At 69.2% G+C, this 15,850-nt stretch carries 11 protein-coding genes and 3 pseudogenes; 8 read left to right on the forward strand and 6 right to left on the reverse strand.

Going from position 1 to position 15,850, the window contains the following annotated elements; genetic code table 11:
• The first annotated feature begins 36 nt into the window (after positions 1-36).
• From OVA11_RS01595 to OVA11_RS01610, 4 genes are all read left to right on the forward strand, one after another.
• Complete coding sequence (locus OVA11_RS01595; protein ID WP_268065746.1) at positions 37-1,437, forward strand: PepSY-associated TM helix domain-containing protein; 1,401 nt, start codon at positions 37-39, stop codon at positions 1,435-1,437.
• Positions 1,438-1,439: 2 nt separating this feature from the next.
• On the forward strand, positions 1,440-1,898 hold the full coding sequence (locus tag OVA11_RS01600; RefSeq protein WP_268065747.1) for a copper chaperone PCu(A)C: 459 nt from the start codon (positions 1,440-1,442) through the stop codon (positions 1,896-1,898).
• Entirely contained in the window at positions 1,898-2,470 is a 573-nt protein-coding gene (locus OVA11_RS01605) for an SCO family protein (RefSeq protein WP_268065748.1), read from the forward strand. Before OVA11_RS01600 ends, OVA11_RS01605 begins: the two co-directional genes overlap by 1 nt.
• 200 nt (positions 2,471-2,670) lie before the next feature.
• Positions 2,671-4,791, forward strand: a complete 2,121-nt coding sequence (locus OVA11_RS01610) for a M13 family metallopeptidase (RefSeq protein WP_268065749.1) — start codon at positions 2,671-2,673, stop codon at positions 4,789-4,791.
• A 66-nt stretch (positions 4,792-4,857) separates the two neighbouring features.
• On the opposite strand, the gene OVA11_RS01615 is transcribed toward OVA11_RS01610, so the two are convergent.
• On the reverse strand, positions 4,858-5,619 hold the full coding sequence (locus tag OVA11_RS01615; RefSeq protein ID WP_268068870.1) for a hypothetical protein: 762 nt from the start codon (positions 5,617-5,619) through the stop codon (positions 4,858-4,860).
• A gap of 213 nt (positions 5,620-5,832) precedes the next feature.
• Here OVA11_RS01615 and OVA11_RS01620 point away from each other — a divergent pair, with 213 nt between their 5' ends.
• Positions 5,833-6,195 carry a BlaI/MecI/CopY family transcriptional regulator gene (locus OVA11_RS01620; RefSeq protein WP_268065750.1) on the forward strand — a complete coding sequence of 121 codons (363 nt, stop codon included), beginning with the start codon at positions 5,833-5,835 and terminating at the stop codon, positions 6,193-6,195.
• Positions 6,192-7,397: pseudogene (locus OVA11_RS01625) on the forward strand (TonB family protein). The gene OVA11_RS01620 and the pseudogene OVA11_RS01625 overlap by 4 nt, the downstream one beginning before the upstream one ends.
• A gap of 98 nt (positions 7,398-7,495) precedes the next feature.
• Here the strand turns inward: OVA11_RS01625 and OVA11_RS01630 are convergent.
• Positions 7,496-8,515, reverse strand: coding sequence for a sodium-dependent bicarbonate transport family permease (locus OVA11_RS01630; protein WP_268065751.1), 1,020 nt, complete (start codon positions 8,513-8,515; stop codon positions 7,496-7,498).
• A gap of 106 nt (positions 8,516-8,621) precedes the next feature.
• Between OVA11_RS01630 and OVA11_RS01635 the strand changes: the two genes are divergently transcribed.
• Positions 8,622-9,527, forward strand: coding sequence for a LysR substrate-binding domain-containing protein (locus OVA11_RS01635; protein ID WP_268065752.1), 906 nt, complete (start codon positions 8,622-8,624; stop codon positions 9,525-9,527).
• Between the two features lie 440 nt (positions 9,528-9,967).
• Here the strand turns inward: OVA11_RS01635 and hisG are convergent, their stop codons facing one another.
• The 4 genes and pseudogenes from hisG to OVA11_RS01655 form a co-directional block, all read right to left on the reverse strand.
• Positions 9,968-10,933, reverse strand: coding sequence for an ATP phosphoribosyltransferase (hisG, locus tag OVA11_RS01640; RefSeq protein ID WP_268065753.1), 966 nt, complete (start codon positions 10,931-10,933; stop codon positions 9,968-9,970).
• Positions 10,930-12,081, reverse strand: a pseudogene (locus OVA11_RS01645) (ATP phosphoribosyltransferase regulatory subunit); the annotation flags it as partial. The gene hisG and the pseudogene OVA11_RS01645, both read right to left, overlap by 4 nt.
• A complete protein-coding gene (gene hisS / locus OVA11_RS01650; protein WP_268065754.1) occupies positions 12,062-13,552 on the reverse strand; it encodes a histidine--tRNA ligase in 1,491 nt (496 codons plus the stop codon). The gene hisS and the pseudogene OVA11_RS01645, both read right to left, overlap by 20 nt.
• A gap of 580 nt (positions 13,553-14,132) precedes the next feature.
• A pseudogene (locus tag OVA11_RS01655) lies at positions 14,133-14,561 on the reverse strand (DoxX family protein); the annotation flags it as partial.
• A gap of 860 nt (positions 14,562-15,421) precedes the next feature.
• Here OVA11_RS01655 and OVA11_RS01665 point away from each other — a divergent pair.
• Positions 15,422-15,718, forward strand: a complete 297-nt coding sequence (locus OVA11_RS01665; protein ID WP_268065755.1) for a hypothetical protein — start codon at positions 15,422-15,424, stop codon at positions 15,716-15,718.
• Positions 15,719-15,850 lie beyond the last annotated feature (132 nt).

Here is a 15,850-nt window from a genome sequence, read left to right on the forward strand (position 1 = left end):
TTGCAAGGGTCGCCGCCTCAAACCCGGAGCATCGCGATGAGCGCGATCGACAATCCTGAGACCACCGCCCCGGCCGGCGAGGTCTATCGCGCCTTCTGGCGCTGGCATTTCTATGCGGGGCTTCTGGTCCTGCCGATCCTGATGCTGATGGCCCTGACCGGGGGCCTCTATCTGTTCAAGGACGAGCTGACCGCCGTGGTCCATCGTCCGCTGGTCGTGGTCGCCGAGGGCCCCGCCCGGACCGCGCCCTCCGCCTGGATCAAGGCGGCCGAGGCCGCCACCGGCGGCGCGGCCAAGCAGGTCGTGATCCCCGAGCGGGCCGACCGCTCGGTCCTGGTCACCGTCGAGGCCCAGGGTGAGAAGCAGACCGCCTATGTGAACCCCTACACCGGCGCGGTGCTGGGAACGACGCAGCCCGGCGGCGTGATGGGCGTCATCAAGCATATTCACAGCCTTGAGATCGCCGGACCGGTGATGAACCTGATGGTCGAGGTCGTGGCCGGATGGGCGATTGTGCTGGTCGCCACGGGGATCTTCCTGTGGTTGCCGCGCGGCCAGACGGGCGGGATCGTCACGGTGCGGGGCCGACCAGCCAAGCGCCTGTTCTGGCGCGACCTGCACGCCGTCACCGGCCTCTTCGCCGGCGGTGTGATCGCCTTCCTGGCCGTCACCGGCATGCCGTGGTCGGCCTTCTGGGGCAAGGAGGTCCGCGAGATGACCACCCAGGCCGGCTGGGGCCGTCCCAAGCCGCCGGTCGCCGAGCAGCACCACGGCAAGCCCGCCCCCGTGGAAGAGGCCACGGGCGTGCCCTGGGCCCTGCAGACCACGGCCCCGCCGCCCTCGGGCGCGCCAGGCGCGATGGCTGACATGGGCGATCACAGCCACCACATGATGATGATGGACGCCCCCGCTCCTCTCGACGCGAACGCCATCGTCGCCAAGGCCCGCGCCGCCGGCCTGACGGGCGGCTTCAGCCTGTCCCTGCCCAAGACGCCGGGCGGGACCTGGACCGCCGCCCAGATGTCCGACCAGGTCGAGCAGACCCGCGCAGTCTATCTCGACGGCGGCGACGGCCGGGTGCTGGGCGATATCGGCTATCGCCAGTTCGGGCCGGCGGCCAAGGCCATCGAATGGGGCATCGCCGTCCACGAGGGCCGCCAGTTCGGCCTCGTCAACAAGCTCGTGATGCTGGCCGGCTGCGTCGCCGTCTGGCTGTTGGGCGTCTCGGCCATTGTCATGTGGTGGAAGCGTCGACCCAAGGGTCGGCTCGCCGCGCCTGTGCGCCCGCCCCATCGCGGCGCCTATGCCGGCCTGCTGGCGATCGTCCTGCCGCTGGCCGTTCTTTACCCCCTGGTGGGGGCGTCGCTGGTTGCGGCGCTTGTGCTTGACCTTATCCTGCGCCGGCTGATCACGCCGCGCGCCCTGACCGGAGCCTGAAGATGAAGACCCTGACCCTGCTGGCGGTCTGCGCCGCCGCCCTGGCCACGACCGCCACCGCCGCGCCCGCCCCCAAGGTGATCGTCGCCGACGCCTGGTGCCGTCCGGCCCCGACCGGCGCCATGGCCGGCGGCTGCTATGTGACCCTGACCGCCAGCGTCGATGACCGCCTGGTCGCGGTGGAGACCACCGCCGCCGACCGGGGCGAGATCCACACCATGTCGATGGACGGCGGCGTGATGCGGATGCGCAAGCTGGCCGACGGCCTGGCCCTGCCGGCCGGCAAGGCCGTGGCGCTGAAGCCCGGCGCCGACCACATCATGGTGATCGCCCCCAAGATCGCCCTGACCGAAGGCGCTCAGGTGCCCCTGACGCTCAAGTTCCAAAAGGCCAAGCCGGTCAAGGTGACGGCCGTGGTCAAGACGCCGCCGAAGCCGGCGATGTCGGGGATGCATCACTGATGCGGGCCATCGCCCTGACCCTGGCCCTGCTGGCCGCCACACCGCTGGCCGGTTGCAGTGAGAAGGCCGCGCAAGACGCAGCCGGCGCGGTGATCAAGATCGGCGGACCGTTCCAGCTGACCGACATGAACGGCACGCCGGTGACGGAAAAGTCGCTGCTGGGCAAGCCCACGGCGGTGTTCTTCGGCTTCACCTACTGTCCGGAGGTCTGCCCGACCACCCTGACCGAGATGACCGCCTGGCTGAAGGCCCTGGGTAAGGACGCCGACAAGCTGAACGTGGTCTTGATCACCGTAGACCCCGAACGCGACACGCCCGCGCAGCTGAAGGAATACCTGTCCAACTTCGACCCGCGCATCCAGGGGTTCACCGGCACGCCCGACGCCATCGCCAAGACGGCCCGAGCCTACCGCGTCTACTACCAGAAGGTCCCGCTGGACGGCGGCGGCTACACGATCGACCACTCCTCGGCGATCTATCTGTTCGACGCCAAGGGCCGGTTCGTCTCGCCGATCGCCTACCAGGCGTCGCAGGATCGGGCCCTGCGCCAGTTGCGGGATCTCTTGAAGTAACCCGGGCAAATCCTTTCCCGGCCCGGATCCCCTGCAAGGCCGCCGCACGTTCCCCCACGTCGGCGGCCTTTTTGCGTCGCTTCTCGCGCCGAAGCCCGACCCGCCCTGTAAAAAATGGGTCACATGAACTTTTTTTAAGGGGGTAAAGTTTTCGCGCCGTTGCAGATTGCCGGCGGCTCACACCAACGGATGCGAATTCCATGAAAAAAGTCTGGTTCGGCGCTGCGGCGTTCGCGGCCCTGTCCCTCTCGGCGTTCGGGGCGCAAGCCCACGAGAAACACGCCTGCATCGATGACGCCTGCGTCATGCAATCGCTGCTGCCCTCCATCGCCGCCGGCGCCGCCGCGGCTGACGTCACGTCGCTGGAGTCCCCGCGTTTCGGGACCTGGGGCTTTGACCTGTCGGGCATGGACACCACGGTGAAGCCGGGCGAGGACTTCTACAAGTTCGCCAACGGCGCCTGGGACGCGCGCACGCAGATCCCGTCGGACCGCACCCGCTACGGCAATTTCGACAAGCTGGCCGAGCTGTCGGAAGCCCGCACCAAGGCGATCATCGAAGCCGCCGCCGCCAACAAGGCCGCCACCGGCGACACCGCCAAGGTCGGCGCGGCCTATCGCGCGTTCATGGACGAGGCCGGCATCGAAAAGCTCGACGCCAAGCCGATCGCGCCCTACCTGGCCGAGATCCGCAAGGTGAAGAGCAAGGACGAGTTCACCACCCTGATGGGCAAGAGCTCGACCACGCCGTTCACCAGCCTCTTGGGCCTGGGCATCTCGACCGACGCCAAGAACCCCAAGGCCTATGCCGTCTACGCCGGCGCCGGCGGCCTGTCGCTGCCCGACCGCGACTACTATCTGGACGCCAAGTTCGCCGACAAGAAGGCCGCCTACCTGGCCTATGTCGAGAAGCTGCTGACCATGGCCGGCTGGGACAAGCCCGCCGAGCACGCCAAGGCCGTCGTCGACTTCGAGACCAAGCTGGCCGAGGTCACCTGGACCCGCGCCGAGCGCCGCGACCGCGACAAGACCTACAACCCCGCCACCCTGGCCGAGCTGCAGGCGATGTCGCCGGGCTATGACTGGAACCGCTATATCGCCGCCTCGGGCCTGCCCAAGGTCGACCGGTTCGTGGTGACCACCAACACCACCTTCCCCAAGTACGCCAAGATCTACGCCGAAACGCCGCTCGACACCCTGAAGGCCTGGCAGGCGTTCAAGGTGACCGACAACGCCGCGCCGCTGCTGTCCAAGCGCTTCGTCGACGCCAGCTTCGAGTTCCGCAACAAGACCCTGGCCGGCCAGCCCGAACAGCGTCCGCGCTGGAAGCGCGGCGTCGCCGCCGTCAACGGCCTGCTGGGCGAAGCGGTCGGCAAGGACTATGTGGCGGCCTACTTCCCGCCCGAGTCCAAGGCCAAGATGCTGGAGCTGGTGGCCAATGTCCGCGGCGCCATGAAGGTCCGCATCGACAATCTCGACTGGATGAGCGCCGAGACCAAGGTCAAGGCCCAGGACAAGCTGGCCAAGTTCACCGTCAAGATCGGCTATCCCGACGTCTGGGAGGACTACTCCAAGCTCGAAATCAAGGACAACGACGCCTATGGCAACGTCCAGCGCGCCGGCGCCTGGGCCTTCGCCAAGGACGTCGAGCGTCTGTTCAAGCCGGTCGACAAGACCGAGTGGGGCATGACCCCGCAGACGGTCAACGCCTACTACAACTCGGTCAACAACGAGATCGTGTTCCCGGCCGCCATCCTGCAGGCGCCGTTCTTCCACCCGGACGCTGACCCGGCCATCAACTACGGCGGCATCGGCGGCGTGATCGGTCACGAGATCGGCCACGGCTTCGACGACCAGGGCCGCAAGTCCGATGGCGACGGCGTGCTGCGCGACTGGTGGACGGCCGAGGATGCGGCCAAGTTCAAGGCCCAGGCCGACCGCCTCGGCGCCCAGTACGGCGCCTTCGAACCCCTGCCGGGCATGAAGCTGAACGGCGCCCTGACCATGGGCGAGAACATCGGCGACATGGGCGGCTTGGCCTTCTCGCTGGACGCCTATCGCGCCTCGCTGAAGGGCCAGCCCGCGCCGGTTCTCGACGGCTTCACCGGCGACCAGCGCGTCTATCTGGGCTGGGCTCAGGTGTGGCGCGGCAAGCAGCGCGACGAGGCTCTCAAGCAGCAGATCATCGCCGGCCCGCACTCGCCGGGCTACTACCGCGTCAACGGCACCATCCGGAACATGGAAGGCTGGTACAAGGCCTATGACATCAAGCCAGGCGACAAGCTCTATGTCGCGCCGGAAGACCGCGTGAAGATCTGGTAGTCGCCAGACCTGTCGCACGACATCAGGGGCCGGTGAGGGATCACCGGCCCTTTTTGCATCCGCCGTTCAGAACGGCGGCTTGGGATAGATAAGGCCGTCGGTATGGGCCGCCGGACTGCCGGCGGTGACGGCGGCGAAGATCGCCGCGCCGGCGGGCGTGAACGCCAGGACGCGGGCGAGCGCCAAGGTCCCGACCAGCACGGCGATGGCCCACAGCCAGGCCGGATGCGGCCGGCCTCGCACCCGCCAGTCGCGCACCATCCCGATCAGGGGCACGATCACCGCCACCCCGGTCGCGATCTCGAACGCATAGGGCTTGAGGAACGGCATCGGCAGGATCCGGCCAAAGCCTGGTCCCATCAGCAGGGTGAACGCCCCGATCTGCAGGCGCGGATGCCAGTCGCGGTTCTTGCGCAGAACGAGCGCCGCGACGACCAGGCCGACCGCGCCCAAGAGGGTGATGGTGTTGGCCAGGATGAAATGCTGCGGCTGGAAGAAGAACGGCACACGGCCCGTGCGCGCGGCCTCGATGGTGACGAGCGGTCCCAGGACCACCATGGCCAGCAGCCAGATCACCGCCACCGCGCCCAGCGTCCGATGCAGCTTCACCGCGCCGCCGGCAGCCAGCCAGGCCTGGGCGACAACGATCGCCACCCAGCCCATGAACACCACCGCATGCAGGTGCACGACCAGCGGCGCGCCGAAGCTGGAGCGCCCCATGGCCAGCTGCAGGACAAAGCCTGCGACGACCACCACGGCCATGGCCGTGATCGTGGTGCGGAAAAACACCCGGTCGCGCGTCGGCGCCGGGCTTGCCGTCATGTCCATGTTCGCCCCCTTGAGGAGGATACGGGCCAAGCCGCACCCTCAAATAACCCCGTTATTCCAGAGGCATTGACCATGGCTTTGTGACGATAGTCCAGGGGCCGGCGGGCTTTTGGCGCACGCGGCCCGGGTCCGCCGCCTCATGAAACGGCGGTTGACTAGTTCGATGACAAGCGTCAACGTCGAGTCGTTGACAGTTGTCATCGGGAGCGGACCATGAAGATCAGCGCGGCCGAAAGCGTGGTGATGGAGGCGCTGTGGCGGGAAAGCCCGCTGACCTCCGAAGCCATCATGTCCGAGGTCTGCGGCCCCCAGGACTGGACTGAGGGCACCGTAAAGGTGCTGATCAGTCGCCTGGTCAAGAAGAAGGCCGTCGCGGCCAAGGCCGACGGTCGCCGCTATCTCTATTCCCCCCTGCTGAGCCGACGCGACTATGTGCAGGGCGAGAGCCAGGGCCTGCTGGACCGCCTGTTTGACGGCCGCCTGGCCCCGCTGGTCATGCACTTCTCGGACGGCGACACGCTGAGCGACGAGGATGTCGCGGCGCTGAAGGCCCTGGTCGAAAGGATCGGCAAGTGAGCGCGGCGGTCCTGTCTGGCCTGGTCGGCGCCAATCTGGCCCTGGCCGGCGGCGTCCTGGCGGTGGCGGCCCTGCGCGGCCCTATTCGCCGACGCTTTGGAGCCTTGCCGGCCTATCTGCTGTGGCTCACGCCCCCGCTCTGCGCCCTGGCGGCCTTAGCGCCCACGCCGATCGAGGCCACGCCGCTGGCGCCCATCCTGATCACCGCCGGAAAGGCCGCGCGCGCGGCGGTCCCGCCCGTCCTCGCAACGTCGACCGTGGCGCAGCTCGTCCTGGCGCTCTGGGTTCTGGGCGCCCTGGTCGCGGCCGCCGCCTTCCTGGTTCGCTAGGCCCGCTTCACCCAGTCGCTGGGATCGCTGAGGCCGCATCCGGCCGACCCCCGTCTGTTGATCGGCCAGCATGTGGGCGCAGGTCCGATGGTGCTGGCCAGCCCCTGGCCGCGCATCGTGGCGCCCGCCGACTTCGACACTCGCTTCCGGGGCGAGGCGCGAGACCTGGTCCTGGCGCACGAGCGCGTCCACCTGGCGCGCGGCGACGCCCAGATCAACGCCCTGGTCGTCGCTCTCCAGTGCCTGTGCTGGTTCAATCCGCTGGTTCATCTGGGCGCGCACCGCCTGCGCCTGGACCAGGAAATGGCCTGCGACGAGGCCGTTCTCGCGCGCCGTCCCGAGGCTCGGCGGCTCTATGCCGAGACCCTGCTCGACACCCTCTTGGCTCCCCGCGTCGTTCCGTTCGGCTGCCATTGGCCGGCCGGCGGCGCTCATCCCCTGAAGGAGAGACTGATCATGCTGAACATCCCCACCAGAAGCCGCGCGAGGCGGGCGGCGGGCCTTGCCCTCGTCGCGCTGGTCGGCCTGGCCGGCGCCGGCGCCGTCTGGGCCGCCGAGGCGCGACCCGCGCCCGTGATCACCAAGCCCAACTGGATCGCCAAGCCGACCGCCCAGGACATGGCGCGCTTCTATCCAGCGACGGCCGTCGCCGCCAAGGCGGAAGGGTTCGCAGTGATTGATTGCCGCGTCACCGCCGCCGGCCAACTGACCGCTTGCAAGGTTCTGCGCGAAAGCGCGGACGCCCATGGCTTCGGCGCGGCGGCGCTGCAGGTGGCCCTATTGTTCCAGATGAGTCCGCAGACCATCGACGGTAAGCCCGTCAACGGCGGACAGGTGACCATTCCCATCCGCTTCTCTGTTCCGCAGACCTAGATCGTCTGAGACTCTGCAACGAGAGGACCGCCGGCCAGCCCCGGCGGTCCTCGAACCCGTTTCGGCGCCGCGTGGGGATGCGCGGCGCCGGGACGATCCTACCCCCCCGCCAGTTGGGCGGCCGCCAGGGCCAGCAGCGGGATGCCGAGGATCAGGTTGAAGGGGAAGGTCACGCCCAGCGACAGGGTCAGATAGACCCCGGCGTCGGCCTTGGGCAGGGCCATGCCCATGGCCGCCGGAGCGGCGATGTACGAGGCCGAGGCCGCCAGCACCGCCAGGGCGGCGAGGTCTCCGGCCGGCAGACCGGCCAGCCAGCCCAGGACGAGCGCGAGCGAACCGCCCAGGATGGGCAGCACGACGCCCATGGCCAGGAGGCCGAGCTTGAAACCCCGCGCGGCGGCCAGCTGCTGGCCGGCCCGAACCCCCAGGCCCAGCAGGAACACGCAGAGCACGCCCTGGAAGACCGGCCCGGTGAAGGTCGCCAGCTTGGCGCCCCCCTGGTGGCCGGTGATCAGGCCGATGAAGAAGCCGCCGATCAGCACCACGCTGGCCGCGTTCAGCAGCACCTCATGGGCCAGCTTGCCGGCCGAGACGCGGTCGGGATCCTTGCCGTGCGCGCCGTCGCGGGTGGCGATCGCGGCGATGGCGATGGCGGTGAGCAGTCCGGGCGTCTCCATCAGGGCCAGCACGGCCGACATGTAGCCGCCCGGGGCCTGGCCGATCGACGACAGATAGCTCTGGGCCGCCGCGAAGGTCACCACCGACACCGAGCCGTAGTGGGCGGCGGTGGCGGCGGCGGTGATGGTGTTCAGCCCCGTGCGCTTGAGCAGGGCGTAGGCGGGCAGGGGCAAGAGGAAACTCAAGACCAGACCCAGGCCCGCGGCCTTCAGGAAGCCGGCGTCCAGGCCGTGGGCGCGCGCCTCGACGCCGCCCTTGAAGCCGATGCACAGCATCAGGATCAGCGACAGGGTCTTGGCCGCCTCGCTCGGCAGGGCCAGGTCCGAGCGCGCCAGGGCGGCGATCAGGCCCAGGGCGAAGAACAGCACCGCCGGCTGCAACAGATTGCCGGCCGCCGCCGCAACGGTCTGGGTGACAAGATCCACGAAAACGCCCCTCAAAAACTGTGCGCTGCAAGGCGCGGGGGCCCCTCTAAGGGACTCGGCGTGATTTCCCTTGTTAATTTCTGATATAGTCATGATGAGGAATGCTCATCATGGGGCCGTCATGCCGCGTCGCACCAATCTGGATCTCGATCTCGTCCGCGCCTTTCTGGTGGTGTGCGAGCAACGCAGTTTCACCCGGGCGGGGGAGCGCCTGGGGCGTTCGCAATCCGCCGTCAGCCTGCAGGTGCGGCGCCTGGAGGAACAGCTGGGGCAACCGCTGCTGTCGCGCGATCCGCGCCATGTGGCGCCGACCGAACAGGGCGCAGCCTTCCTGCCTCAGGCTCGCCGCCTGCTGCGTCTGAACGACGAGATCCTGGCCAGCCTGGGCGCCGACGACGTCGAGGGCGAGGTGCGGCTGGGCGCGCCCGAGGACTTCGCCACCCAGCACCTGCCCGCCGTGTTGGGCTCGTTCGCGCGCAGCCATCCGCGCATCGCCCTGACGGTGACCTGCGACCTGACCCTGAACCTGCTGGACCGCCTGAGCGAGGGCGCCCTGGACCTGGCCCTGGTCAAGCGCGAGCCGCTGGGTCCGGATCTGGGCGTGCGGGTGTGGCGCGAGCCGCTGGTCTGGGTGGCGCTGGATCCGGAACTGGCCCGGCGCGATGGGCCCGTGCCGCTGGTGGCCGCTCCGGCCCCTTGCGTCTATCGCAAGCGCGCGGTGGCCGCGCTGGAGGCGGCGGGGCGCGGCTGGCGGGCGACCTACACCAGCCCCTCTCTGGCGGGCCAGCTGGCGGCGTTGCGCGGGGGTCTGGGCCTCAGCGTTCTGCCGCGCGAGATGGCGCCGGACGATCTGACGATCCTGTCCGACGACCTGCCCCGCCTGGAAGACGCCGAGATCGCACTCCTGAAGGCGCGGGGCACACCGCCCCCCGCCGCCGAGCGGCTCGCTGACCACATCCTGTCAGCCCTGGATCGGCAACGTTCGCAGGTCGGCGGCCCGCCGCCGGCCAAGGCGCGGGCCATGTAGGGTTCCGCAACAATCCGCCCCGTCGTTGTCATCCCGGCCGGGATGACGAGAGGTTTGGACGTTGCGGACGCGTTGCCCGCAAGTACGGCCGACCAGAGCCGCGACGAGATGCGCGATACTCTTTTTGACTCTTCCGTCAAATTTGTAAAACAGGGCCCAGATACACCAAACCCGCCGCGGGGGATAATCGCGACGGGCTGGCTATTTTCTCGATCATTCGATCTAGGCGGGCGTTTCCTCCCCGAAACGCCGAAGAACGGGAGCTCTCTGGTGGGCTCGTTTCGTCCTTGCAGTGTGTAGAAACGTCAAATTCGTGACGGTGTCAACGCAGCGACCGCCTTTTTCTCAACGGGTTCGCTGAATTTTTGACGCCGTCGACGTAGTTTGGACGCTCGGGTCGAATTTACGTCGAGATTCACGCTGATTTTTTGACATAACTGTCAAATCTTACTTTTCAGCGCCTCGGCGAACCGGTCCAGCACCGCCGAGCGCGACTCGAACACATAGTCCGGACGCGAGACGGTGACCGGCTCGACCCCGGCTTCGGCCAGAGCGGCCGCGGCGTCGAACAGGTCGGCGGTGGCCAGGAGGACGCCGTTGGCGCGGCGCGAGCCGCCGCGGGCGATGAAGGCGGCCACGGCGTCCTGAGCGGCGCGGTCCTGCTCGGCCGGCCAGACCAGGGTGGCGAGCTTGCCCGCCCGCCCCTTGGCCTCGACCACGGACAAGAGGCGGCGCAGGGCGTCCAGCTGCTCGCCGTTCCAGCCGGCGGTCAGGGAGGCGGTCAGCTGGGCCTGGCTCTTGAGGATCACCCCGTCGGACAGGATCTTCAGCCCGTTGGCGGCCAGGGTCGCGCCGGTGGTGGTGATGTCCACCACCAGCTCGGCGGCGCCGGCGGCGGGGGCCCCCTCGGTGGCGCCGCTGCTCTCGACGATGCGGTAGTCGGCCACGCCGTGACGGGCGAAGAAGGCGCGGGTCTGGGTCACGTACTTGGTCGCCACCCGCAGGCGGCGGCCGGTCTTGGCCAGATGGGCGTGACCCACCTCGTCGACATCGGCCATGGTGTCGACGTCCAGCCAGTTCTTGGGCGCGGTGACCACCAGGTCGGCGCGGCCAAAGCCCAGGGCCCGCAGCAGCATGACCCGGCTGTCCATGTCATCGCCGCGCTCGCGCAGCAGGTCCTCGCCGGTGACGCCGAGATGGAAGTCGCCGCTATCGAGCCCGGCGGCGATGTCGCCCGCTGACAAGAGCCGCACCGACACGCCCGGCAGGCCGGCCAGCTCGGCCGAGTAGCCGCGCGCGCCGCCGGTCATCTCCAGCTTGAAGCCGCAGTCGGCCAGCCAGGCCTCTACCTGGTCCTTCAGGCGGCCTTTCGAGGGAATGGCGAAGATCATCGGTGCGGAGCTCATTCGCCGCCTCCCGCATAGGCCCGCGCGGGGCGGATCATGAAGCCGACCGCGCCGGTGTCGGTCGCAACGCCCAGCTTGGCGGGCAAGCCGTCATAGCGGCCGCCGGCGGCCACGGGGCGCTCGTCGCCCAGCGCGGCCGAGCGGATCTCGAACAGGTAGCCGTCATAGTAGCCGAACGCGCGGCCGAAGGCGGCGGCCAGCGTGGCGCGCTCCAGGGCCACGCCCCGCTGCGCCATGCCGGCCAGACGCGCGCGCCAGCCGTCGATGGCCGCGCTCAGCGCGCCAGCCTTGGGACCGGCCAGGGCCGCGATGGCCGACAGGGCCGCGTCCGGACGGTCCGAGACCGCCAGGAAGGCGCGGACCTTGGCGGCGGGCTCGGGATCCAGGCGCCCGGCCTTGGCGGCGTCGGCCTTTTCGACGAGGCGGCGGGCGATCTCGGCGGGACGACGACCGCCGACGGGCTCGATGCCGGCCAGCGACCACAGCTCCTGCAGCACCGAGGCGGCTTCGGCCTCGGGCAGGCCGGCCAGCAGGGCGGCGATGCGCGACTGCTCGCCGGTGGGCGCGGCCACGTCCCCGTCGAGCTCGGCCTTCAGCTGGCGCGGCTTGGCGAACGACCGCTTCAGGCGCGCGGCCAGCGGCGGGGCCAGATCCAGGCTGTCGACGAAAGCCGAAAACAGCGAGACGTCGCCGAGCACCAGCGAGAGGTCCTCGCGCCCGCCCGCCGTGGCCGAGGCCCAGGCGAGAGCCGCCATCTCGGCGTCGGCGGCGACACGATCACCCCCTCGAAGGCCTCGACGCCCAGCTGCAGGAACTCTTCGGCGCGGTCGGAGCCGCGCGGCGCCACGCGGAAGGCCTTGCCCTCATAGCGGCGACGGCCCGCCCCGCCCCCGCCCTCGAAGTGCTGGCGGGCCACGGCGACGGTGAAGTCGGGGCGCAGACACGCCTCCTCGCCCGCCTCGCCCGACACCACGAACAGCCGCGAGCGCATGGCCTCGCCGGCCAAGTCGAGCAGCAGGCCCAGCGGCTGCAGCACCGGGGCGTCGGTCAGCACCGCGCCGGCGTCCAGCAAGGGGGCGCGGATAGCGTCCAGCGCGTCGGCCGGAATGGAACGCTCGAGCCTCACCCTCAACCCCCGATGATCTTGCGGACGGCGGCGACCAGCTCGCCGCGCGGGATCGTCTGCTGGCCCGGACGCTCGGCCTTCCAGGCGGCGTTGTCGGCCACGCCCGAGGCGAGCTCGCGACCAAGATCGAGGTCCTTGATCGTCACCGTGCCGGCCGCGATCTCGTCGCCGCCCAGCATGATGGCCGCCGGCGACAGGCGACGGTCGGCGTACTTCATCTGCGGCCGCATGCCCGAGGTCCCCAGATACACCTCGGCCGGGATGCCCGCCGCGCGCAGCTCGCCCACCACCTTGAAATACTCGGGCATGTGCGCGTCGTCGAAGGCGATGACCACCACCGGCCCGCGCGCCTGCCCGCCCGGCTCACGCCCCGCCGCCCGCAGCGCCGCCGCCAGGCGCGACACGCCGAACGAGAAGCCCGTCGCCGGCGTCACAGTGCCGGTGAACCGCGCGACGAGATCGTCATAGCGCCCGCCGCCGCCGATCGAACCGAAGGTGACCTTGTTCCCCTTCTCGTCGGTGGTGCTGAGCAAGAGCTCGGCCTCGAACACCGCGCCGGTGTAGTATTCCAGCCCGCGCACGATCGACGGATCGATGAAGGCCTGGTCGTCGGCGATGCCCAGGCTGGTGAGGGCCGCGTCGATCCGCGACAGCTCCAGGAGGCCCTCGTCGCCCTCGGCCGAGCCGGCCACCACGCGAGCGATATTGTCCAGCGTCGCCGAACGGCCACCGGTCGAGCCGGCCTGAACGAAGTCCAGCACCTGGTCGACGGCCTTGCCTTTCAGGCCCGCGCCCTTGGTGAAGTCGCCGCTCTCGTCCAGGCGCCCTTCGCCCAAGAGCAGGCGCACGCCGTCGACGCCCAGGCGGTCCAGCTTGTCCACCGCGCGCAGCACGGCCAGCTTCTGGCCGGCGCTGTCGGCCCCGGCGGCGGTCAGCAGGCCGTTCAAGAGCTTGCGATTATTGATCTTCAGCACCGCCGTGCCGCGCGGCAGGCCCGCTGCCTCCAGCCCCTCGACGGCCATGGCGATGATCTCGGCGTCGGCCTCCGGACGGGCCGAGCCCACCGTGTCGGCGTCGCACTGGATGAACTGGCGGAAGCGCCCCGGCCCCGGCTTCTCGTTGCGCCACACCGGCCCGTAGGCGTAGCGGCGGAACGGCTTGGGCAGGGTCTCCCAGGTCTGGGCGGCGAAGCGGGCCAGCGGCGCGGTCAGGTCATAGCGCAGCGCCATCCACTGCTCATCGTCGTCCTGCAGCGCAAAGACGCCCTCATTGGGCCGGTCGCTGTCGGGCAGGAACTTGCCCAGCGCGTCGGCATATTCGAACGCCCCGGTGTCCAGCGCCTCAAAGCCGTAGCGCTCATAGACCGCCGACACCGCCTCCAGGATCGCGCGCTCCGCCCGCAGGTCGCGCGCGCGCTTGTCGGCGAAGCCGCGGGGGGCGCGGGCCTCGGGGCGGAAGTCGGTGTTGGTGTCGGAGTCGGAGTCGGTGGTCATGCGTCGGTCCTAAGTCTTCTAGGCTTCGACGGATGGCGCTTGCACTTAAGCCCCATCCGCTAGGCGGGGCTCTGGCTGGGTACGCTCGGCTTTAGAGCGCGCGGACCCGGCCGATCCCTGAATCATTGCTTATGAAACAATTCGACTGCCGCCGCTCGCGATGCAGATGAGAAAAAAGATAGAGAGGCGCAGGATTTTATGCGCCGACCAAATGACTATATTGATATTTTGACACAATTTCGACTTCGCATGAGATCAGAGGAGAAGCGATTAAAATTGAATTCTTTATTTAATGACCCATGGTTGAGCTTTCACATGAGCGCGTGGGTGATCTCCGCCCGTGCGGCGGACAAATCGGTCCCGCGCATGAAGCGCGGGATGACGGCGGGCTTGGCGGGTGTGAAGCCCACTCCACCGCCGCCCAGCCCCCTCTCCCATGGGGAGAGGGCCGGGGTGAGGGGGTACGGCGTCCGACGGCGGGCCGGCGCAGCGTCAACCGCCGTAACCCCTCACCCTCCCACCGCTGCGCGGCGGGCCCCTCCCTCTCCCTAAAGGAGAGGGATTCCGACAACGCCCCCCCCTACTTCCCCCGCCGCACCGGGAACAGCGCCCGCAGCGCCGGGTCGCGCAGCCACAGGCCGCCCCACAGGAAGACACCGAGATAGAGGCCAAACAGCGTGTGGCTGAACAGCGGGCTCCCGGCGCGGATCTGCGTCGCCATCGCCCCGCCCAGGAGACCCGTGAACAGCACCGCGCCCAAGAGGCGCGTGGGCGGAACCAGATAGAGCACCAGGCACGAAAGCTCGATCAGCCCGATCATCAGCGTATGGCGCGGGTCCCAGCCCAGGGCCTGCAAGGTGTTGGTCGCCGCCTGGTGATGCAGCAGCTTGGGCGCGATCGACGCCCCGGCGATGAACAGGGAAAAGGCGCCGGTCAGCATCCAGCCGGCCCAGGGGATGATCTTCTCGCGCATGCGGTGGGTCTCTCCGTTTTGGCCAAGGACGGACAAGGCGGGCGAAAGCCGACAGGGGGGCGCTCAAAAATCCTCCCCCCAGCGGGGGAGGTGTCGGCTCGAAGAGACGACGGAGGGGGAAGAGGCAGGGTCGGCAGGACTTCCCCCACCGTCCGCTGCGCGGACACCTCCCCCGCTGGGGGGAGGATTTTACGGGGATCGGCGGGCTTGAATGCTCGGAATTGGCCGGGCCGATCCCAATGAAAACAACGCCTTGTGACTTTTACGCCCAAACTTATCCCCGGCGTCAAAACCCGCCCCATACTGAACTCATCCCTGTCGCGGGGGAGGGCGTATGGATCCGGCCCAATACGGCGGCGGGGCTAGGTTGAGCGGGGCCGCGTGGTCTCGAAGCGGTTTCGATCGGGGTCTGTTCGTTGGATAGATCCGGGATTCCGGAAGAAGCCGTGGAGAGTCGAGCGCGGAGCGACAGGGCGGTGATCGTACAAGCCGCCTATCGTGGATCGTCGGGCTGGACACGGAAGTCGCCGCTCCAGTTGGTCCGCGCCCGTCCGGGGGCTCCTGGGGTCCCGAGCTGAAAGACGCTCACGCCCCCCATCCTCACGGGCAAGAACAACCTGGCGGAGCGGACAGTCGAGCCGAAACGCAAAACAACACTCACGGTAATCCGGGTTCGCCCGGCCGCTCCGTCGCCTCCCCAACACCTTCAGCGGTCACGCCGCGTGAAGCGGCGGACGCACGCCTTTTCCAGTTCCTCCCCCGCGATGCGGGGGAGGTGGCCCAGAGGGTCGGAGGGGGCCTCACCGCACCCGCCGCGCTCGCCCCCTCCGTCGCTTCGCGACACCTCCCCCGTGTCACGGGGGAGGAACAGCCCAAAGTCTTCAGGAGAACCCCAGATGCCCAAGTCCAAACCGCCCCGCCGCCGTCGTCGGCGTCATCTGACCAACCAGGAGCGCGGGCTGGTCGATTTCTTTGATCGGCTGGAGCGGATCACCGACCGCGCCGAGCGCGAGGCCGAGGCCCTGGCTGATCGCGTGCCGCCTGAAGAGTTGGCGGCCATGCGGGCGACCTGCGCGGAGAACCGGCGGATCTTCGCCGAGGCCCGCGCCGAGATGATGGCCCCCAGCCGCACGCCGGTGCTGGACCGTCTGGTCAGCGAGATGCGGCAGAAGGAGCGGGCGGCGAAGGCTTGATGTGCGCAACGCCTCCCCCCAGCGGGGGAGGTGTCGGCTCAAAGAGACGACGGAGGGGGAAGAGGCAGGGTCGGCAGAACTTCCCCCTCCGTCCGCTGCGCGGACACCTCCCCCGCGAGGGGGAGGATTGAG

Source organism: Caulobacter sp. SL161 (assembly GCF_026672375.1).
GTDB lineage: Bacteria > Pseudomonadota > Alphaproteobacteria > Caulobacterales > Caulobacteraceae > Caulobacter.

Coding starts and splice junctions, on each gene's coding strand:
- OVA11_RS01595 (WP_268065746.1), top strand. CDS start 37: ATGAGCGCGATCGACAATCCTGAGACCACCGCCCCGGCCGGCGAGGTC.
- OVA11_RS01600 (WP_268065747.1), top strand. CDS start 1,440: ATGAAGACCCTGACCCTGCTGGCGGTCTGCGCCGCCGCCCTGGCCACG.
- OVA11_RS01605 (WP_268065748.1), top strand. CDS start 1,898: ATGCGGGCCATCGCCCTGACCCTGGCCCTGCTGGCCGCCACACCGCTG.
- OVA11_RS01610 (WP_268065749.1), top strand. CDS start 2,671: ATGAAAAAAGTCTGGTTCGGCGCTGCGGCGTTCGCGGCCCTGTCCCTC.
- OVA11_RS01615 (WP_268068870.1), bottom strand. CDS start 5,619: ATGGACATGACGGCAAGCCCGGCGCCGACGCGCGACCGGGTGTTTTTC.
- OVA11_RS01620 (WP_268065750.1), top strand. CDS start 5,833: ATGAAGATCAGCGCGGCCGAAAGCGTGGTGATGGAGGCGCTGTGGCGG.
- OVA11_RS01635 (WP_268065752.1), top strand. CDS start 8,622: ATGCCGCGTCGCACCAATCTGGATCTCGATCTCGTCCGCGCCTTTCTG.
- hisG (WP_268065753.1), bottom strand. CDS start 10,933: ATGAGCTCCGCACCGATGATCTTCGCCATTCCCTCGAAAGGCCGCCTG.
- hisS (WP_268065754.1), bottom strand. CDS start 13,552: ATGACCACCGACTCCGACTCCGACACCAACACCGACTTCCGCCCCGAG.
- OVA11_RS01665 (WP_268065755.1), top strand. CDS start 15,422: ATGCCCAAGTCCAAACCGCCCCGCCGCCGTCGTCGGCGTCATCTGACC.